The organism is Salmonella sp. A7, from assembly GCF_020181675.1.
In the GTDB taxonomy this organism is placed as follows: domain Bacteria; phylum Pseudomonadota; class Gammaproteobacteria; order Enterobacterales; family Enterobacteriaceae; genus Salmonella; species Salmonella enterica.
Genome location: NZ_CP084001.1, coordinates 3747643 through 3768255, shown reverse-complemented (window position 1 = coordinate 3768255; position 20613 = coordinate 3747643). Strand labels below are relative to the sequence as shown.

17 protein-coding genes and 1 riboswitch are annotated in these 20613 nt (G+C 55.3%); of the genes, 4 read left to right on the top strand and 13 right to left on the bottom strand.

What is annotated here, in order from left to right:
• Positions 1–144: 144 nt before the first annotated feature.
• Together polB and LCS67_RS18410 are read right to left on the bottom strand one after the other, a co-directional pair.
• Positions 145–2496: a DNA polymerase II gene (polB, locus tag LCS67_RS18415; RefSeq protein WP_031568121.1), complete on the bottom strand. Its 2352-nt coding sequence runs from the start codon at positions 2494–2496 to the stop codon at positions 145–147.
• A gap of 43 nt (positions 2497–2539) precedes the next feature.
• Complete coding sequence (locus LCS67_RS18410) at positions 2540–3160, bottom strand: YdcF family protein (RefSeq protein ID WP_000877518.1); 621 nt, start codon at positions 3158–3160, stop codon at positions 2540–2542.
• 517 nt (positions 3161–3677) lie between these two features.
• On the opposite strand from LCS67_RS18410, the gene LCS67_RS18405 reads away from it, so the two are divergent.
• Complete coding sequence (locus LCS67_RS18405; protein WP_001102192.1) at positions 3678–4097, top strand: DUF4751 family protein; 420 nt, start codon at positions 3678–3680, stop codon at positions 4095–4097.
• 5 nt (positions 4098–4102) lie between these two features.
• Here the strand turns inward: LCS67_RS18405 and araD are convergent, their stop codons facing one another.
• From araD to araB, 3 genes are all read right to left on the bottom strand, one after another.
• A complete protein-coding gene (gene araD, locus LCS67_RS18400; RefSeq protein ID WP_000888685.1) occupies positions 4103–4798 on the bottom strand; it encodes an L-ribulose-5-phosphate 4-epimerase in 696 nt (231 codons plus the stop codon).
• Between the two features lie 140 nt (positions 4799–4938).
• Complete coding sequence (gene araA / locus LCS67_RS18395; protein ID WP_023212446.1) at positions 4939–6441, bottom strand: L-arabinose isomerase; 1503 nt, start codon at positions 6439–6441, stop codon at positions 4939–4941.
• A 10-nt stretch (positions 6442–6451) separates the two neighbouring features.
• Positions 6452–8161, bottom strand: coding sequence for a ribulokinase (gene araB, locus LCS67_RS18390; protein WP_031568125.1), 1710 nt, complete (start codon positions 8159–8161; stop codon positions 6452–6454).
• A 340-nt stretch (positions 8162–8501) separates the two neighbouring features.
• Between araB and araC the strand changes: the two genes are divergently transcribed.
• The gene (gene araC, locus LCS67_RS18385; RefSeq protein ID WP_000852387.1) at positions 8502–9347 is read left to right on the top strand and encodes an arabinose operon transcriptional regulator AraC; all 846 of its coding nucleotides are present in this window, start codon (positions 8502–8504) and stop codon (positions 9345–9347) included.
• A gap of 118 nt (positions 9348–9465) precedes the next feature.
• Complete coding sequence (locus tag LCS67_RS18380) at positions 9466–10233, top strand: DedA family protein (RefSeq protein WP_001148369.1); 768 nt, start codon at positions 9466–9468, stop codon at positions 10231–10233.
• Positions 10234–10271: 38 nt separating this feature from the next.
• Here the strand turns inward: LCS67_RS18380 and thiQ are convergent, their stop codons facing one another.
• From thiQ to sgrR, 4 genes are all read right to left on the bottom strand, one after another.
• Positions 10272–10979, bottom strand: a complete 708-nt coding sequence (gene thiQ, locus LCS67_RS18375) for a thiamine ABC transporter ATP-binding protein ThiQ (protein WP_000915973.1) — start codon at positions 10977–10979, stop codon at positions 10272–10274.
• On the bottom strand, positions 10963–12573 hold the full coding sequence (gene thiP, locus LCS67_RS18370; protein WP_000235637.1) for a thiamine/thiamine pyrophosphate ABC transporter permease ThiP: 1611 nt from the start codon (positions 12571–12573) through the stop codon (positions 10963–10965). Before thiP ends, thiQ begins: the two co-directional genes overlap by 17 nt.
• Entirely contained in the window at positions 12549–13532 is a 984-nt protein-coding gene (gene thiB / locus LCS67_RS18365) for a thiamine ABC transporter substrate binding subunit (protein WP_000915326.1), read from the bottom strand. The genes thiP and thiB overlap by 25 nt, the downstream gene beginning before the upstream one ends.
• Positions 13533–13563: 31 nt before the next feature.
• A riboswitch (TPP riboswitch) is annotated at positions 13564–13663 on the bottom strand.
• A gap of 47 nt (positions 13664–13710) precedes the next feature.
• Complete coding sequence (sgrR, locus tag LCS67_RS18360) at positions 13711–15369, bottom strand: HTH-type transcriptional regulator SgrR (RefSeq protein WP_023137255.1); 1659 nt, start codon at positions 15367–15369, stop codon at positions 13711–13713.
• A gap of 92 nt (positions 15370–15461) precedes the next feature.
• Here sgrR and sgrT point away from each other — a divergent pair, with 92 nt between their 5' ends.
• Entirely contained in the window at positions 15462–15584 is a 123-nt protein-coding gene (gene sgrT, locus LCS67_RS18355; protein WP_000553886.1) for a glucose uptake inhibitor SgrT, read from the top strand.
• Positions 15585–15869: 285 nt separating this feature from the next.
• On the opposite strand, the gene leuD is transcribed toward sgrT, so the two are convergent.
• The 4 genes from leuD to leuA are packed head-to-tail and all read right to left on the bottom strand — an operon-like array spanning position 15870 to position 20551.
• Positions 15870–16475 carry a 3-isopropylmalate dehydratase small subunit gene (leuD, locus tag LCS67_RS18350; protein WP_000818267.1) on the bottom strand — a complete coding sequence of 202 codons (606 nt, stop codon included), beginning with the start codon at positions 16473–16475 and terminating at the stop codon, positions 15870–15872.
• A 10-nt stretch (positions 16476–16485) separates the two neighbouring features.
• The gene (leuC, locus tag LCS67_RS18345; RefSeq protein WP_001140632.1) at positions 16486–17886 is read right to left on the bottom strand and encodes a 3-isopropylmalate dehydratase large subunit; all 1401 of its coding nucleotides are present in this window, start codon (positions 17884–17886) and stop codon (positions 16486–16488) included.
• 2 nt (positions 17887–17888) lie between these two features.
• Positions 17889–18980 (bottom strand): 3-isopropylmalate dehydrogenase, encoded by a 1092-nt coding sequence (gene leuB / locus LCS67_RS18340; RefSeq protein ID WP_000042325.1) that lies wholly within the window; start codon positions 18978–18980, stop codon positions 17889–17891.
• The gene (gene leuA / locus LCS67_RS18335; RefSeq protein WP_000082819.1) at positions 18980–20551 is read right to left on the bottom strand and encodes a 2-isopropylmalate synthase; all 1572 of its coding nucleotides are present in this window, start codon (positions 20549–20551) and stop codon (positions 18980–18982) included. Before leuA ends, leuB begins: the two co-directional genes overlap by 1 nt.
• Positions 20552–20613: the final 62 nt, after the last annotated feature.

Below are 20613 nucleotides of genomic sequence, written 5' to 3'. Positions count from 1 at the left end.
GGCATTACTCGCCATTCCCAGGCGACAGCACTGGATAATTGCGAGTATACGACCCCGCTACCAGGCTAATGTGGTAGTGGCGTTAATTAGGTCCAGGAATGGAAAGGGCGCTATGGTACTGGAAGGCGGCGCTTTCGTCACGCGTCAAAATAGCCCCAGTTGCCCGGTCAGTAGTGTAGCAAAATTATCTTCAACGAAGGGAAGAATTCCTTCCGCCACGGGTTGTAGCTGGCGGGTAAGATAGTGTTCGTAATCCAGCGGCGACTGCTGGTAATCCACGGGCTCGGGGCCGTTAACAGTCCAGACATATTTTATGGCGCCGCGATTCTGATACTGCGCCGGACGACCCCGCTTCAGGTTTTGTTCATCCGCCAACCGGGCGGCGCGAACGTGCGGCGGGATGTTACGTTGGTACTCATGTAAAGGGCGACGCAGACGCTTGCGATAAACCAGCTGCGCGTCCAGCTCGCCCGCCATCAGTTTATCAATAGTCTCGCGCACATAGTCTTGATAAGGTTCATTGCGAAAAACGCGCAGATACAGCTCCTGTTGAAAGCGCTGCGCCAGCGGCGTCCAGTCGGTCCGCACCGTTTCCAGGCCTTTAAATACCATGCGCTGGCTGTCGCCTTCCTGAATCAGGCCCGCGTAGCGTTTTTTACTGCCAGTATCCGCGCCGCGGATGGTCGGCATCAGAAAACGGCAAAAGTGGGTTTCAAACTCCAGCTCCAGCGCGCTGGTCAAATTTTGCTGTTGTAACGTCTGCGCCCACCATTCGTTCACGTGACGCACCAGCCTGTGCCCGATTTCCGCCGCGTCGGCTTCTGAATGCGCGCGCCGGAGCCAGACGAAAGTGGAATCGGTATCGCCATAAATTACGTTATAACCCTGCGCCTCAATCAGCGCTTTGGTCTGGCGCATAATCGCATGGCCGCGCATGGTGATTGACGACGCCAGACGGGGATCGAAAAAGCGACAGGCCGTGGTGCCGAGTACGCCATAAAAGGCGTTCATAATGATTTTAAGCGCCTGCGAGAGCGGTTTATTACCCTGACGTTTGGCTTCATCGCGCCCGTGCCAGATTTGGCTAACAATTTCCGGCAGGCAGTGCTTTTCTCGTGAAAACCAGGCGTCAAGGAAACCTTCGGTACTGTGTTCCGGATCCGGCTGCGCCATGCCTTCGACCAGCCCGACGGGATCAATCAAAAACGTGCGGATAATCGACGGGTACAGGCTTTTATAATCCAGCACCAGTACTGAATCGTATAATCCGGGTTGTGAATCCATTACGTAGCCGCCGGGACTTGCCAGCGGCGGCACTTCGCCGAGATTGGGCGCGACATAGCCGGCGCGGTGCATTCGCGGAAAGTAAAGATGCCCAAATGCGGCGACCGAACCGCCGTGGCGATCGACCGGCAGGCCGTTGATCGTCGCGCGTTCCAGCAAAAACGGCATGATCTCGGTTTTATGGAAAATGCGCGTGACCAGCTCGCAGTCTTTCAGGTTGTAGGTGGCGAGGGCGGGTTTATCCTGGGCAAAGCGGCGATCGATCTCATCCATACGATCCCAGGGATTATCAATGGATTTTCCTTCGCCGAGCAGTTCCTGCGAGACGGCTTCCAGCGAAAAAGACGAAAAATTCCAGAACGCGGATTTAAGCGCGTCGATACCATCGATAATGACTCGCCCTCTGGCCTGGGCGAAAAAAACGCCGTTTTTGAAGCCATGTTCGCGCCACTCCAGTTCGCTATTGTCTCGCCCCAGCCGTAAAGGGATACGGTAGCGTTCGGCATGTTTTTGCAGCATACGCAGGTCGAACTGCACCACGTTCCAGCCGATGATGACGTCAGGATCATGTTCGGCAAACCAGGCGTTGAGTTTTTCCAGCAACTGCGGGCGGCTGGCGACATACACAAGCTCGAAGTCCAGTTGGCGGTCATCGCCATTCGCCGGACCCAGCATATAAACGGTACGCTGGCCGCAGCCTTCCAGACCAATGCAATACAGTTCGCCGTGTCGCGTGGTTTCGATATCCAGCGAGACCCATTTTAGCGGCGGTCGATAGTCGGGGTGGGGTTTAAGACGCGCATTGCGGATAACGCCGTTGCGCATCTCGCCGTCTACCCAAACGGGCGACGTAATAAAACGCTCCATCAGGTAACGTTCCGGCGGGCGTACATCCGCTTCATAAACGGTGACGCCGTTTTCGCGCAGCTGTTTCTCCATCCGCATAAGCTGGCGGTGAGTGCGGCAATACAGACCGGATACCGGCTGACGATGAAAGTCTCGCAGCTGGAGCGGCGTCAGGCGATAGTCTTTTTCCGCCTGTAGCAGCGAGGCGGCGCGGGAGGTCTGGCTGGTCGGAATAAACGCCACGGACTCTTGCGGCGCCAGCGTCGCCTGCACAGGGCCGTTGTCTGTCGCCAGCCAGAAAGAGACCTCCGTTCCTTGCGGCGTATCCCGCCAGTGCCGGGTTAAAATGAAACCTGCCTGCGCCACGATGATTACCTGTCTAAAAAATTCACGCTAATTATAACCTGTTTTAGGGGGTAATACTGTTATTTTGTACAGGCATATAACGTAAAAACCGATATCCGCTGTAATAAAAAGTTTCTCGCAGTAAGAAGCGGGTTTGCGCCCACCAGGATTTATAGCGGGTGGATCGCGTGGGTGATGAGCGGCTATCGATACCATTATCCTGAGCGATAGTTTTCAGACGCAGCATATGCAGCGGATCGCTGACCAGTAACGCTGTGCGCCATTGTTGTTGTCGCAGTATCTGTTTTGCGTAACGAATATTTTCGCGCGTCACGGTAGAGCGCTCTTCAATAAAAATTGCCTTAGCCGGAATGCCTTTTTCCAGAACGTATTGACGGGCTATCGCCGCGTCGGAAACCGTTGCGCCAGCGCCGTAGCCGCCGGTTAATACCAACGCGCGGACAATGTGTTGTTGGTAAAGCCAGATGGCATGATCCAGTCTGGCCTGAAAAACGGGAGAAGGCGTTTTTCCGCTAACGCCTGCTCCTGCGACAATCGCGCAGTCAGCTACGCGCGTCTGGTCTTGCTGACTGAACTGATAAATAGCGATAGCGTTATGGATAAACACCGTGGCCATAATAAGAATTATGCCTGCCGCGATTCTGGTGATGTAGCGATATTTCATGAATGAGTTCGTTCCCCGTGACGGGTGTAATGAATATTTTAACGATAAAAGAACTTTTAGCGTCAGATATTTTTGCTGACGTGTATTTATCAATATAATGATGTCGGTGTAGACAGCTGATATAATTATCCTATAACTGCTAATTTTGAATCATGTTTATTTACAATTTTTATCCATAGGTTGGCTGTTTTGTGTCAAGTCTGTTTCCATACATTAAGTATTTTTCAGAATAGTGCTTGCTCGAATTTGTTACTTATTTCTCGGATTAACAAAAAAGCGATATTTTTTGTTTGTTTTAATTAATGAAAAGTGTAAGAATTTTATTTGAAACATCCGCACCGTCAGGTAGAAATATAATATTCCAATTGGCCGCTATGGTTAAATAAAAATGGATTACAGTGCGAATTCGTCGGGAACTCTCTGCATAATTTAATTTTTATTTTAGAATATAATTTTATTTTGACTTTCAGGTGCGGGTGTTTTTATCAAAATGTGTGGTATTCGGGAATTATCTTTTATGAATGTGAATATGCAGGCGTGTCCGGTAGGGAACGCACGTTATCTTTTCGTCAATACTCAACGCGCTAACCCTTCCATAAAAACCGTGAGTCGATTTTTTGAGTATAAAACATGGACAGATCAGATTTGGCGTACCGAAATTATTGAAAACGGCAATGCTTTTTTTCACTGGCAAGGGCACGACAGAAAAAACGGACATCGGGATACCATTATTAACTATCTGTTAAATGGGCAACGCTGGCAGTCAACAATCGAAGATTATATTTTCTTCCATGCGCTGGAAGGAAAAGTGTTGCAGGGACATTATGATAATATTATTGAATATGTGAGTTCTGATAATTACGTCTATCAAAGCGCATTTGCTGAATATATCACCGACCAGACTCATCAACGCGCCCCCAATGGGACGCGTTTTTAGAGACATTACTGCCCGTAATAGGCTTTTGCGCCGTGTTTGCGTAGATAGTGTTTATCCAGAAGGGATTGCTGCATATCGGGCAACTGCGGCGCCAGCTGGCGGCAGAAGATCCCCATATAGGCCACTTCTTCCAGCACGATGGCGTTATGCACTGCATCCTCGGCATTTTTACCCCAGGCAAACGGGCCGTGCGAATGGACAAGCACGCCGGGCATTTGAGCGGCGTCAATACCTTGTTTTTCAAAGGTTTCAACAATGACATTGCCCGTTTCCCATTCATACTCGCCATTAATTTCCGCTTCGGTCATTTTGCGAGTGCAGGGAATCGTACCGTAGAAATAGTCGGCATGGGTGGTTCCCGTCGCCGGAATCGGCTGACCCGCCTGCGCCCAGATAGTCGCGTGGCGCGAATGGGTGTGTACGATGCCGCCGATAGTCGGAAATGCCTGGTACAACAGACGGTGGGTTGGCGTATCGGACGACGGTTTCTTATGACCTTCAACGACTTCACCGGTCTCCAGGCTGACCACCACCATATCGTCAGCGGTCATGACGCTATAATCGACGCCGGACGGCTTAATCACCAGTACGCCGCGTTCGCGATCGACGGCGCTGACGTTACCCCAGGTAAGGGTGACCAGGTTGTGTTTTGGCAGCGCCAGATTGGCTTCCAGTACCTGGCGTTTGAGATCTTCTAACATTGTTTTCTCCCTGCCGGATGGCGCTTCGCTTATCCGGCCTACGAGCGACGGTGTGCCGGATGGCGACATAAATGCCTTATTCGGCCTACAGGACCGTAGGCCCGGTAAACGCAGTGCCACCGGGCATTCAGACTCCACTTTTAGCGTTTTAAACCGTAATACACCTCGTTCCAGCGCAGCGCGTCCTTAAAGGCTGGCAGACGGGTATCGTTATCAATCACCGCGATTTCGATATCGTGTATTTCTGCGAACTGGCGCATATCGTTCAGATCCAGCGCGTGGCTGAAGACGGTATGGTGCGCGCCGCCAGCCAGAATCCACGCTTCGGAGGCGGTCGGCAGATCCGGCTGCGCCTTCCACAGCGCGTTAGCCACCGGCAGTTTCGGCAGGGAGTGCGGCGTTTTTACGGTGTCAATGCAGTTGACCAGCAGGCGATAACGATCGCCGAGGTCGATCAGGCTGGCGACGATCGCCGGGCCGGTTTGGGTATTGAAAATCAAACGCGCCGGATCTTCCTTGCCGCCAATGCCGAGGTGCTGGACGTCGAGGATCGGTTTCTCTTCCACCGCGATGGACGGACACACCTCCAGCATGTGCGAGCCGAGCACCAGATCGTTGCCTTTCTCGAAGTGGTAGGTGTAATCCTCCATAAATGAGGTGCCGCCCTGCAGACCGGTTGACATCACTTTCATAATGCGAAGCAGAGCGGCGGTTTTCCAGTCGCCTTCGCCCGCAAAGCCGTAGCCCTGTTGCATCAGACGCTGTACGGCCAGACCCGGAAGCTGTTTCAGACCGTGTAAATCTTCAAAGGTAGTAGTGAATGCGTGGAAGCCGCCCTGTTCCAGGAAACGCTTCATACCGAGTTCAATGCGCGCCGCTTCCCGCACGTTCTGGCGTTTATCGCCGTGGATCCGGGTGGCGGGCGTCAGGGTATAGCTGCTTTCATATTCGTCAATCAGAGCGTTGATATCGCCGTCGCTGATGGAGTTCACCACCTGCACCAGATCGCCGACCGCCCAGGTATTGACCGAGAAGCCAAATTTGATTTGCGCGGCCACTTTATCACCGTCAGTCACTGCGACTTCACGCATATTGTCGCCGAAGCGGCAGACTTTTAGCTGGCGGGTATCCTGTTTAGAGACCGCCTGGCGCATCCAGGCGCCGATACGCGTATGGGCCTCTTTATCCTGCCAGTGGCCAGTGACGACCGCGTGCTGCTGGCGCATCCGCGCGCCGATAAAACCGAACTCGCGGCCGCCGTGCGCAGTCTGGTTCAGGTTCATAAAGTCCATATCGATGCTGTCCCACGGCAGGGCGGCGTTAAATTGGGTATGGAATTGCAGTAGTGGTTTGTTAAGGATACTCAGCCCGTTGATCCACATTTTGGCCGGGGAGAAGGTGTGCAGCCAGACCACCAGCCCCGCGCAGCGATCGTCATAATTGGCGTCACGACAAATGGCGGTAATCTCATCCGGCGAGGTGCCCAGCGGTTTTAATACCAGTTTACATGGCAGTTTGGCTTCGGTATTCAGCGCGTTGACCACATGCTCGGCATGTTGAGTGACCTGACGCAGGGTTTCTGCGCCATACAAATGCTGGCTGCCAATCACAAACCATACTTCATAATTATCAAAAATCGTCATTGTCGTGTCCTTAATGAGTCAGGATTGCCTGATTGGCCGGGGTCGTTGGCGCCGGCGCGGCAGTCGGAAGATAATGTTGTTCTGCACTTAGCGCCCACTGCTGGTAGCGGCGGTAAAGCTGTTCGAGGCGTTGCGCTTGTTCAGGGCGGGGACGCAGAGTGCGTTCTACCGCGCTTGCCATGCTTTGCTGGGCGGCAGGAATATCGGCATGGACTTTCGCAGCGACGGCGGCAAAGATAGCGGCGCCTAATGCGCAACACTGGTCGGAAGCGACGATCTGCAACGGACGATTCAGTACGTCGCAGCAGACCTGCATAATGACCTGATTTTTACGGGCGATGCCGCCAAGCGCCATCACGTTATTGACCGCGATACCCTGATCGGTAAAACACTCCTGAATGGCGCGCGCGCCGAAGGCGGTCGAGGCGACCAGACCACCAAACAGCGCTGGCGCGTCGGTGGCGAGATTGAGATCGGTAATGACGCCTTTCAGACGCTGATTAGCGTTTGGCGTGCGGCGACCGTTAAACCAGTCGAGCACCACCGGCAGGTGATCCAGGGACGGATTTTTCGCCCAGGCGTCGGTGAGCGCTGGCAGTAGCTGCTTCTGGCTGGCGTTAATCTGGGTTTTCAGTTCCGGGTGCTGCGCGGCAAGTTGTTCCAGCGGCCAGCTCAACACGCGGCTAAACCAGGCGTAGATGTCGCCGAAAGCGGACTGGCCCGCTTCCAGACCGATAAAGTTCGGCACCACGCTGCCATCAACCTGACCGCAAATGCCTTTCACGGCGCGATCCCCGACGCTCTGTTTATCCGCAATCAGAATGTCGCAGGTAGACGTGCCGATGACTTTTACCAGCGTATTGGGCTGCGCGCCCGCGCCGACCGCGCCCATGTGACAGTCGAACGCGCCGCCGGAAATCACTACGCTTTCCGGCAAGCCGAGGCGCTGCGCCCATTCGGCGCACAGGGTGCCCACGGGCAGATCGGCGGTGAAGGTTTCGCTAAATAACGGGTAGCGCAGATGACGGTTAATGCACGGATCGAGTTCATCAAAGAAGCTCGCGGGTGGCAGGCCGCCCCAGCTTTCATGCCACAGCGTTTTGTGCCCGGCGCTGCAGCGGCCACGGCGGATATCCTGCGGGCGAGTGGTGCCGGAAAGCAGCGCCGGCACCCAGTCACACAGCTCAATCCACGAGACGGCGGCCTGCGCGACGGCGCTATCCTGACGGGTGACGTGCAGAATCTTCGCCCAGAACCATTCGCTGGAGTAAATGCCGCCAATATAGCGGGAGTAGTCGACCTTACCTGGCTTATGGCACAGACGAGTGATTTCGTCGGCCTCTTCCACGGCGGTGTGATCTTTCCACAGCACAAACATCGCATTCGGGTTCTCGGCGAACTCCGGACGCAGCGCCAGGACGTTACCGTCGGCGTCAATCGGCGCTGGCGTAGAACCGGTGCTGTCAACGCCAATGCCAACGACATTTGCGCGTTGCGCGGAGCTTAATTGTGCCAGAACGGCTTTCAGCGCGGCCTCCATTGACTCCATGTAGTCGCGCGGATGATGACGGAACTGGTTGTTCGGGCCGTCGCAATAACGGCCTTCTTGCCAGCGCGGATACCACTCTACGCTGGTGGCGATCTCGTCGCCGGTGGCGCAGTCCACTGCCAGAGCGCGCACTGAATCACTGCCAAAATCGAGGCCAATTGCAATTGCCATCGTCTTACTCCATCCAGAAAAACAGGTATGGAGAAACAGTAGAGAGTCGCGGCAAAAACCGTCAGGCAGGATCCGCTAATCTTATGGACAAAAATGCTAATGCTTTGCAAAGTGTGACGCTGTGCAAATATTCAATGTGGACATTCCAGCCATAGTTATAGACACTTCTGTTACTTAATTTTATCGCCTGAACTGTACGCTTTTGTTACAAAGCGCTTTTCACAAGCGGGGTTGATACGTGCTTTCATTAAGCGCAAGGTCTTGCGGAGACGTAAGCTCTGTCGTCCTGGTCAATATGGACAATTTGTTTCTTCTCTGAACATCGGGGGGTAGAGAAATCATGGCTGAAACGCAAAATGATCCGCTATTGCCGGGATATTCATTTAATGCCCATCTGGTCGCCGGACTGACGCCAATTGAAGCGAATGGATATCTGGATTTTTTTATCGATCGTCCGTTGGGTATGAAGGGATATATTCTTAACCTGACCATCCGCGGAGAGGGCGTCATTAATAATAATGGCGAGCAGTTTGTCTGTCGGCCTGGCGATATATTATTGTTTCCGCCGGGCGAGATTCATCACTATGGACGGCATCCGGACGCCAGCGAGTGGTATCACCAGTGGGTTTACTTCCGACCCCGCGCCTACTGGCAGGAGTGGCTGACCTGGCCGACAATCTTTGCCCAGACAGGATTTTTCCGCCCGGACGAGGCGCGCCAGCCGCATTTCAGCGAACTGTTCGGGCAGATCATCAGCGCCGGGCAAGGGGAAGGTCGCTATTCTGAGCTACTGGCGATCAATCTGCTGGAGCAGTTGTTGCTCAGACGTATGGCGGTAATTAATGAGTCGTTGCATCCGCCGATGGATAGCCGTGTGCGCGATGCCTGCCAGTATATCAGCGACCATCTGGCGGACAGCCATTTTGATATCGCCAGCGTCGCCCAGCATGTCTGCCTGTCGCCCTCCCGGTTATCGCATCTGTTCCGCCAGCAGTTAGGCATTAGCGTATTGAGTTGGCGCGAAGATCAGCGTATCAGCCAGGCGAAACTCCTGCTTAGCACCACGCGAATGCCGATAGCGACCGTTGGGCGCAATGTTGGATTTGACGATCAGCTCTATTTTTCGCGGGTATTTAAAAAATGCACCGGGGCAAGTCCTAGCGAGTTCAGGGCCGGATGTGAATAAAAAGTGAATGATGTGTCCACAAAGATGTCATAAGCCGTAACTATTCGGATAATTGACGGCTTGACGAAGGGGGACGGGGTAAGCAGAATCCCTGCTTCATCACGCTGACGGACACACTATGCAAGCACTGCTGGAACACTTTATCACCCAATCCACTCTGTATTCGCTTATCGCCGTGTTGCTGGTCGCCTTCCTGGAATCGCTGGCGCTGGTGGGGTTGATTTTACCCGGCACGGTACTGATGGCGGGGCTGGGCGCGCTTATCGGCAGCGGCGAGCTCAATTTTTGGCATGCCTGGCTGGTGGGTATTATCGGCTGTCTGATGGGCGACTGGATTTCCTTCTGGCTGGGGTGGCGCTTTAAAAAGCCGCTACACCGCTGGTCTTTTATGAAAAAGAACAAGTCGCTGCTGGATAAAACCGAACATGCGCTGCATCAGCACAGTATGTTCACGATCCTGGTCGGACGTTTTGTCGGTCCGACGAGGCCGCTGGTGCCGATGGTGGCAGGAATGCTGGATCTTCCCGTGGCGAAATTTATTGGGCCGAACTTGATTGGCTGTTTGCTGTGGCCGCCGTTTTATTTCCTGCCGGGCATTCTGGCGGGAGCGGCAATCGATATTCCTTCCGATATGCAGAGCGGAGATTTCAAATGGCTGCTGCTGGCGACGGCGTTGCTGCTGTGGGTCGGAGGCTGGCTATGCTGGCGGCTGTGGCGCAGCGGCAAAGCGGCAGTCGATCGTTTAACCGCGTATTTCCCCCGCAGCCGTTTGCTGTATCTGGCGCCGTTGACGCTCGGGATCGGCGTGGTCGCGCTGGTGGTGCTGGTTCGCCACCCGCTGATGCCGGTATATATCGATATTCTGCGCAAAGTTGTGGGTTACTAACGATTCCTTTGCCGGATGGCGGCTTCGCCTTATCCGGCCTACAAAATATGGGATTTGATGCCCAATAGCGCTGAGGCGCTGGCTTGACCGCTTAGTAGCTCGTCTGTTTTGCCTTGCCACGCAATGCGTCCGTCGGCCACGACGATTGACCGGGGCGCAATTCGCGCCGCATCTTCCACGCTGTGCGAGACCATCAACAGCGTAAGCTGTCGCTCGCGGCAGATATCGCTGACCAACGTCAGCATCTCCTGGCGCAGCGCGGGATCGAGCGCGGAGAACGGTTCATCCAGCAGCAGTACCGGCTGTTCACGTACCAGGCAGCGCGCCAGCGCTACCCGCTGACGCTGGCCGCCGGACAGCTCGCCCGGCAAACGCGCCATCAGACTCTCAATGCCCATCTGACGTGCGATAGCGTCCCGTTTTTCCCGCTGGCTGGCGTTGAGCGTTAACCCGGGGTTTAGCCCCAGACCGATATTTTGCTGCACATTCAGGTGGCTGAATAAATTATTCTCCTGAAACAGCATTGAGACCGGACGGCGTGAGGGCGGCGTAAGCGTATGATCTTCGCCGGCAATCAGTAGCGTACCGCTGGCAGGCGCAAGAAAACCGGCAATTAAATTCAACAACGTGCTTTTCCCCGCGCCGCTGGGGCCAAGAATCGCCACCTGCTCGCCGCGTTCTACCGCCAGCGTAAAACGCATCGGCAAATGATGGTAAAGCCAGGTGATATCAATCAGTTTTAGCATGTCGGCCCGGTAGTTTCTCTATGAGGGTAAATAACGTAAAGCAGAGCAGCAGCAGTATCAGTGCGGTCACCGCGCCGTCCTGGCTGCGGTAGGAGCCGATCTGCTGATACAGATAAAACGGCAGCGTGCGGAAATTGTCATTGCCGAAAAGCGCGACGACGCCAAAATCACCGATAGAAAGTACGCAGGCAAACGCCAGCGCCTGCGCCAGCGGACGTTTCAGCGCCCGCAGTTCCACGACCTTTAACCGCGACCAGCCTTCAATTCCTAATGACTGGCACAGCATTCCATAACGGGCGGTAATATCGCGCATTGGGTTTTCCAGGACTTTTAGCGCGTAGGGGATTGCCATCAGCGCATTGGTGAAAATCACGATGCCGTCGGCGGATTCCGGTAAGCCAACGCTGCTATTGAGCAGTAAAAAGAAGCCTGTCGCCAGCACGATCCCCGGCATCGCGAGGATCAACATCCCGCTGAGTTCCAGCGTTTGTCCGGTGAATAGTTGCTGGCGTTGGCGTAGCTCGCGGCTACTCCACAGCAGCATCATGGTCAGCACCACACACAGAACGCCCGCCGCCAGCGCAATGCGTAGCGATGTCCAGACAGCCTGCCACAGAATGGGTTGCGCCAGCACCTCCGGCAGGCTGCGGTTGACGCCATCGACCACCACGGCGACCAGCGGCGGAAGCAGCAGCAGCAGCGCCAGCACGATTAATAAGGCGTCCGTCAGACGGCTGTGGAGACGATCGTCAGGATCGCGCCAGCCCTGCGTCAGCGTCATCCCCGGCGCAATCGCTTTGCTCAACCGTTGGCTTAGCAGTACCAGCGCCAGGCAGCAGACCATCTGGATTAATGCCAGCATCGCCGCGCGGGCAGGATCGTAGTCATAACTGAGCGCCTGAAAGATAGCCAGTTCGATAGTGGTGGCCTGCGGGCCGCCGCCGAGCGACAGGACCGTGGCGAAACTGGCGAAGCAGAGCATAAAAATCAGCGCCGCGACGGGCGGAATTTGGCGGCGCAGCCACGGCCATTCGACAAAACGGAAAAAATGCCAGCCGCGCATACCGAGCTGGGCGGCGAGCTGGCGCTGCTCGCCGGGAATGCTTTCCAACGATTGCAGCAACAAACGGCTCGCCATTGGCAGGTTAAAAAAGACGTGCGCCAGTAAAATGCCCTGCAAGCCGTAGGGGGAGAATGTCCACTGAAGCCCCAGCATCTGCCACAGCGAGGCCAGCCAGCCCTGACGGCCATACACGCTAAGAATGCCGAACACGGCAACCAGTACCGGCAGAATCAACGTCATGGCGCACAGACGCAGCAGCGCCAGACGTCCAGGAAAACGGCGTCGATAAAGCGCGCGGGCGAGAAAAACCGCCGGGACCACAGACAGCACTGCGGACAGAAACGCCTGCCAGAATGAGAAGCGCACCACATGCCACAGGTAGCTATCCCGCCAGATTGTCGACCACGCGCCCGACGGCGCGTTCAGCCAAAGCGCCAGAAAGGCCGCCAGCGAGACGGTTATCATCAGCGCGGCGGCGCACAGCCCCGGAATCAGCCAGCCGGGAATTAACGGCTGACGGCGCGTTGCCATTCGCTAATCCATGCCTGGCGTTGTGCTGCCACTTGTTGCGGCGTGAATTCCAGCGTTGTGGCGGGTTTTGCCAATGATTCAAACCCTGCTGGTAGGGCGACGTCCGCTACCGGGTACATCCAGTTGCCGGTGGGTATGGCGTTCTGAAACGCCGGAGAAACCATAAATTTGAGGAATTTCTCCGCCAGTTCCGGCTGCTTACTGGCGACGGTACGCGCCGCGACTTCTACCTGTAAGTAATGGCCTTCGCTGAAGTTCGCGGCGGCGTAATTGTCCTTCTTCTCTTCAATAATGTGATACGCTGGAGAGGTGGTGTAACTGAGCACCAAATCGCTTTCACCTTTCAGAAATAAACCGTAGGCCTCGCTCCAGCCTTTCGTCACCGTCACCGTTTTGGCCGCCAGTTTTTGCCAGGCCTGCGGCGCGTTATCGCCATAGACTTTGCGCATCCACAGTAACAGCCCCAGCCCTGGCGTACTGGTACGCGGATCCTGATAAATCACCCGCCATTTTTGATCGCTCTCGACCAGTTCTTTCAGGCTTTTCGGCGGATTTTTCAGCTTGCTTTTATCGTAGACAAAGGCGAAATAGCCGTAATCGAACGGCACAAATGTGTCGTTTTTCCAGCCGCCGGGCACCTTGACCGCCTCATTCGCCACGCCGCTTTTGGCAAAGAGTTTAGTTTGCGTGGCCGCTTCCAGCAGATTGTTGTCCAGCCCCAACACCACATCGGCTTTGCTGTTCTTCCCCTCCATCCGCAGGCGGTTGAGCAGTGAAACGCCATCCTCCAGCGCCACCAGTTTCAGCTCGCAGTTGCAATCGGCTTCAAACGCTTTTTTCACCGCCGGGCCTGGCCCCCAATCGGCGGCGAACGAGTCGTAGGTATAGACGGTGAGAACGGGTTTGGCGAAAGCAGGCGCCGCGCACAGGAGTAAAAGCGGAAGATATTTTTTTAACACTTTGCACCTCAGTTAAAGAGTGGCAAAGGACTTGAGAGGTAGCCTCAAATCCCTTCGCCGGCATTATCCGGATCAGGTTCGACGGGTATTTTCTCAGCGCGCGCATGAGCGCGGCACCCCGTTGAGTTCGGCGTTAGTGTAGTGATTTTGTTGCCGGGCAGCAATTAAGAGCTGGCTTTTAAGGGTCCGGCGGCGCAAACCACGCCGATTTAAAATCAAACCAGCCGAGGGTATTCATGCGCAGCCCGCGCATACTGCGTTGTCCCTGGATAATCAGCCAGTGGTGGATCAACGGCACAATCGCTTTGCTGGCCAGCAGCTGCTGGCACCAGTTCGCCAGGTTCATCTCGCCAGCGCGCCACTGCGCGGCGTCGCCCTGCCAGTCGCGCGGAATGCAGTTCTGCAAGAGCGGTACTTCGCACAGGTGCGCGAACAGCGAGAAATCCAGCGGCAGCGTAAAGTTAGCGCTATTGAGCCAGATATCGCTTTCGATCTCGCCGGCGTGCCATTGATCGTAGTCGATCTCCTGAATATGCAAATGCACCTGATGTTCAGCCAGAAGCGCGCTCATGATACGGGCGATAACCCGGTGCTCAATGTGTTCGCGATAGAAGGTCAGCGTGAGGGTTTCCAGACCGGCGGGTTTTTCGCCCGGGCCTGGACGGGCGTGATGCCAGCGCGGTAAAAGCCCATAGGCCGGGAACCAGAGCTGCTGTAGCGGTTCATCGGCATGATAGAGTAAATTGGTGGGGGAGAGGACGTGGCTTACCCATTCTCTGACCTGCGGATGCGCGCCGCGCGGCGTTCTGGCGTCGAATAGCAGGTAATAGCACCCCTCTTCCAGTCGGCTTTCTATCGCTTTTTCACCGCCTTGTATCGGCCCTTCCAGCATCAATCCGCAGGCCGGTTCTTCACTGATATCCGGCAGTACCCAGACGTTCACTTCGTCTATCAACGCCCGATAGCCGAAGTAGTCATCAAAGGCGAGTATCTTGAGCTGGTTCGGCGTATTACGCCGCACGGCATAAGGCCCGGTGCCGATTGGGTGGCTGGCGAAATTAGCCAGCGTTTCCCACTCCCGCGGCAAAATCATCGCCGGGACCTGGCCCAGCAGCCACGGCAACCAGCGATCCGGCTGGGAAAGATGAATATCCAGCGTCCACGCGGTAGGGGAATCTATTTTTGTGATGTGCGAGTAAAGCGGAAGCGTATTGATACGCGTCAGCGAGGCGATGACATCTTCCATCTCCAGCTCGCGGCCATGATGAAAATGAATGCCGGGGCGCAGGTAGAAGCGCCACAGTAAAGGGGAAATTTGCTGCCAGTGGTGCGCAATGTCCGCTTCCAGTTCCCCGTTTTCCTCATTTACCCGCGTGAGCGAACTGAAAATTTGCCGGGCAATATGAGTTTCCGAGCGACGTAATGCGGTTCCCGGCAGGAGATTGTGCATCGGACGATAGTAAAGAACCCGCAGAATATGCCGCCCCTGGCGGAAGCTGCGTCCCAGATGGGAAATCAGCATTTGCCTGACAGCGCTTTTATCGCCGACCAGTTGTACCAGTTGATCGATTCGATCTTGTTCCAGCAGGTCTTCCGCCCGCTGCTGTTGCAGCGCCAGTCCGGTATACAGGAACGTCAGACGCGAACGCTTTCCGCGTCCAACTTCGGCTTCCCATGTTAGCCAACCGCGCGCCTGCATCGTATTTAGCAGCGTACGCATATGGCGACGCGAACAGTTCAGCAGATCCGCCAGCTCATTAAGCGTGGTGTCTTGCGTTTTACCGTCACAACATTGCCAGAGACGGATAAATTGTTGTTGCAGGCGACCTGAGGGCATAAAAGGGGAACTCCGATGAAAAACTCAGCAATTTTATTATCCCTATATTAGGCCAATAATATCTTTCGATGAAGCAAGAGGAAGAGGTCACTATGCACCAGTTCTGGTTGAGATATTTTGCCGCGACGGAAAAAACGTCCTGGCTGGCTTGCCTGAGCGCGCCGCAGCGCTTAAAAATGCTCGCGGAACTGATGCAGTGGGAGGCGACCGATTGAAGCCAATTGCAGACATCATGTGTGACTGAGTATTGGTGTAGGCGATAGCCTAAAATCACCCGCCAGCAGATAATACCTGCTGGCTTTTTTTATTTCGGCTGTTTCTGTGGTCACGCAGGTGGTGACCGGGCGAGTAAAAATCGTATAAAAAATGCCGGAATATCCCCGGCATGAGCGACTGATGAGTAACCCGGAGCTTGATGGCGCTACGCTTATCAGGCCTACAGAATATAATGGCAACCGGGTGATATTGCATAACCTGTAGGCCCGGTAAGGCGTGAAGGGTTACCGCATAAATGCCGGTTGTTTATTTTCGTAGGCGGCAATCGCGTCTTCGTGCTGCAGCGTCAGCCCAATGCTGTCCAGACCGTTCAACATGCAGTGGCGGCGGAAGTCGTCGATTTTAAAGCTGTAGGTCTTATCGCCTGCTTTCACCACCTGTGCTTCCAGATCCACTTCAAATTTAATGCCCGGATTGGCTTTCACCAGGGCAAACAGCTCATCGACCTGTGCGTCGCTCAGGGTTACCGGCAGCAGTTGATTATTGAAACTGTTGCCGTAGAAGATGTCGGCGAAGCTTGGCGCGATCACCACTTTAAAGCCGTAATCGGTCAACGCCCACGGCGCGTGCTCGCGTGACGAGCCGCAGCCAAAGTTTTCCCGCGCCAGCAGTATCGACGCGCCTTGATATTCCGGAAAGTTCAACACGAATTCCGGATTTGGCTGTTGGCCCTTTTCGTCCAGGAAACGCCAGTCGTTAAACAGATGGGCGCCAAAACCGGTGCGCGTAACCTTTTGCAAAAACTGTTTAGGGATAATTGCATCGGTATCGACGTTGGCGGCATCCAGTGGGACAACCAGGCCGGTATGCTGGGTAAATTTCTCTGCCATGGTAGTTTCCTTATTTGATGCTGCGAATGTCGGCGAAGTGGCCGGTAACGGCGGCAGCGGCGGCCATCGCCGGGCTGACTAAATGCGTGCGACCCCCGCGGCCCTGACGGCCTTCAAAGTTACGGTTGCTGGTGGATGCGCAGCGCTCGCCCGGGTTCAGGCGGTCATTATTCATGGCCAGGCACATGGAACAGCCCGGTAAGCGCCATTCAAATCCTGCTTCGATAAAGATCTTGTCCAGACCTTCCGCTTCCGCCTGCGCTTTCACCGGACCTGAACCCGGCACCACCAGAGCCTGTACGCCAGGCGCGACTTTGCGCCCTTTGGCGACTTCCGCCGCCGCGCGCAAATCTTCAATACGCGAATTGGTACAAGAGCCGATAAAGACTTTATCAATAGCAACGTCCGTTAACGGTACGCCCGGCTGTAAGCCCATATAAGCCAGCGCTTTTTCGGCGCTGGCGCGCTCAACCGGATCGCTAAAAGAGGCGGGATCGGGGATGATGTCGGTGACGGAAATCACCTGGCCCGGATTCGTGCCCCAGGTCACCTGCGGCGCGATCTCTTCTGCTCGCAGGGTGACGACAGTATCAAAGGTCGCGCCGTCATCGGTTTTCAGCGTTTTCCAGTACTCGACGGCTTCGTCAAAATCGCGGCCCTTCGGCGCGTGCAAACGCCCTTTTACGTAGTTGAAAGTGGTTTCATCCGGGGCGACCAGACCGGCTTTGGCACCCATCTCAATCGCCATATTGCACAGCGTCATGCGGCCTTCCATACTCAGCGCGCGGATCGCGTCGCCGCAAAATTCAACCACGTGTCCGGTGCCGCCGGCGCTACCGGTTTTACCGATGATCGCCAGCACGATGTCTTTGGCGGTAATGCCCGGCGCGGCGTTGCCCGTGACTTCAATCTTCATGGTTTTAGCGCGCCCCTGTTTCAGGGTTTGCGTCGCCAGTACATGTTCTACCTCAGAAGTGCCGATGCCGAAGGCCAGCGCGCCAAACGCGCCGTGGGTGGCGGTGTGGGAGTCGCCGCAGACGATGGTCATGCCCGGCAGGGTGACGCCCTGTTCCGGCCCCATCACATGGACGATGCCCTGATATGGGTGATTCAGGTCATACAGCTCGACGCCGAACTCGTTACAGTTCTTAATCAGCTCCTGCATCTGGATACGCGCCATTTCACCGGAAGCATTAATGTCTTTAGTCTGCGTCGAGACGTTGTGATCCATCGTGGCGAAGGTTTTCCCTGGCTGACGTACCGGACGATGGTGCGCGCGCAGACCGTCAAACGCCTGCGGAGAGGTGACTTCATGCACCAGGTGGCGGTCGATGTACAGCAGCGGCGTTTCGTTTGGCGCCTCAAAGACCACGTGGGCATCAAATAATTTTTCGTATAACGTTTTGGCCATGATTACACCCCTTCTGCGACATAGCGGGCGATAATATCGCCCATCTCATCGGTACTGACTGCGGCAGCGCCCCTGGCTAAATCGCCGGTGCGAACGCCCTCTTCTAATGCGCGATTGATCGCCTGTTCAATGGCCGTTGCCGCATCGTTGGCATCCAGGCTGTAGCGCAGCAGCAGCGCCAGCGACAGGATCTGCGCAATTGGATTGGCGATATTTTTCCCGGCGATATCCGGCGCGGAGCCGCCAGCCGGTTCATACAGGCCAAACCCTTGCTCGTTCAGGCTGGCGGAGGGCAACATCCCCATTGAACCGGTGATCATGGCGCATTCGTCGGACAGAATGTCGCCGAACAGGTTAGAGCACAGCAGTACGTCAAACTGCGACGGGTCTTTAATCAACTGCATGGTGGCGTTATCGATATACATGTGCGCGAGTTCCACATCGGGATACGTTTTCGCGACATCATTGACGATCTCACGCCACAGGATAGAGCTTTGCAGTACGTTGGCTTTATCAATAGAGGTGACTTTACGGCGGCGTTTACGCGCCGATTCAAAGGCGATACGGGCAATGCGCTCGATCTCAAAGCGGTGATAAACTTCGGTATCAAAGGCTTTTTCGTACTGACCGCTGCCTTCACGGCCTTTTGGCTGTCCGAAATAGATCCCGCCGGTCAGCTCGCGCACGCACAGGATATCGAAACCGTTAGCGGCGATATCGGCGCGCAACGGGCAAAATGCTTCCAGTCCCTGATACAGTTTCGCCGGACGCAGATTACTGAATAATTTGAAATGTTTGCGCAGCGGCAGCAGGGCGCCGCGCTCCGGCTGGCTTTCCGGGGGCAAATTTTCCCATTTCGGGCCGCCGACGGAGCCAAACAGAATGGCATCCGCCTGCTCGCACCCTTCAACGGTGGCTTTCGGCAGTGGATGACCATGATTGTCGATAGCAATACCGCCGACGTCATAGTGGCTGGTGGTGATACGCATATCAAAACGGCTGCGTACCGCATCCATAACTTTCAGGGCTTGCGCCATGACTTCCGGGCCGATACCGTCGCCCGGCAGTACGGCAATATGATAGTTCTTCGACATTACACGGTTTCCTTGTTGTTCTCTTTATTTTGAGCTTTGCGTTGCAATTCTTTTTCAACTTCGGCTGCGCGCCAGATATTGTTCAGTACGTGCACCATCGCTTTGGCGGAGGATTCGACGATATCCGTCGCCAGCCCGACGCCGTGGAAGCGGCGACCATGATGGTTCACGACGATATCGACCTGACCCAGCGCGTCTTTGCCCTGGCCTTTGGCGTTCAGGTCGTATTTAACCAACTCAACGTCGTAGCCAGTGATGCGGTTAATCGCCTGATAGATGGCGTCGACCGGGCCGTTGCCGTTCGCCGCCTCGGCCTTGATCTCTTCACCACAGGCCAGCTTCACGGAAGCAGTGGCGATATCGCTGGAGCCGGACTGCACGCTGAAGTAATCCAGACGGAAATGCTCTGGTTCTTCTTGCTGTTTATTAATAAACGCCAGCGCTTCCAGGTCATAGTCGAACACCTGGCCTTTTTTGTCCGCCAGCTTCAGGAACGCGTCGTACAGGTGGTCCATGTTGTAGTCTGTGTCCTTGTAACCCATCTCTTCCATGCGATGTTTCACGGCGGCACGGCCAGAGCGGGAGGTCAGGTTCAGCTGTATCTGGTTCAGACCGATGGACTCTGGCGTCATGATTTCATAGTTTTCGCGGTTCTTGAGGACGCCATCCTGGTGGATGCCGGAAGAGTGGGCGAAAGCGCCGCTGCCGACAATCGCTTTGTTGGCCGGGATCGGCATGTTACAGATCTGGCTGACGGTCTGGCTGGTGCGCCAGATTTCGTGGTGATTGATGTTGGTGTGTACGTTCATGATGTCTTTGCGCACTTTAATCGCCATGATCACTTCTTCCAGTGCGCAGTTACCGGCACGTTCTCCGATACCGTTCATCGCGCCTTCAACCTGACGCGCGCCCGCATGTACTGCCGCCAGCGAGTTGCCTACTGCTATCCCTAAATCGTCGTGGGTATGAACGGAGATGATAGCTTTGTCGATATTGGGGACACGTTCATACAGGCCGGAAATGATTCCCGCGAACTCAAACGGCATGGTATAGCCCACGGTATCGGGAATATTAATGGTTCTCGCGCCGGCGTTTATAGCGGCTTCCACCACGCGCGCCAGATCGTCAACAGGCGTCCGGCCAGCATCTTCGCAGGAGAACTCCACGTCATCAGTGTAATTACGCGCCCGCTTAACCATGTATACCGCGCGTTCGATGACCTCATCCAGCGTGCTGCGCAGCTTGGTGGCGATGTGCATTGGCGAGGTGGCGATAAAAGTATGGATGCGAAACGCGTCGGCGACCTTCAGCGCCTGTGCCGCGACGTCGATGTCTTTTTCTACACAACGCGCCAGGGCGCAAACGCGGCTGTTTTTAATGGTGCGGGCGATGGTTTGGACGGATTCAAAATCCCCCGGAGAAGAGACCGGGAAGCCTACTTCCATGACATCAACACCCATGCGCTCAAGGGCCAGGGCAATCTGCAGCTTCTCTTTCGCGCTCAGGCTGGCCTGTAACGCTTGTTCGCCGTCGCGTAAGGTCGTATCAAAAATAATGACTTGCTGGCTCATGATGTGGTCCTTGTCTCCAGGGGCGCCTTGCGTCAGGCATAAAAAAACCCGCGCAACGGCGC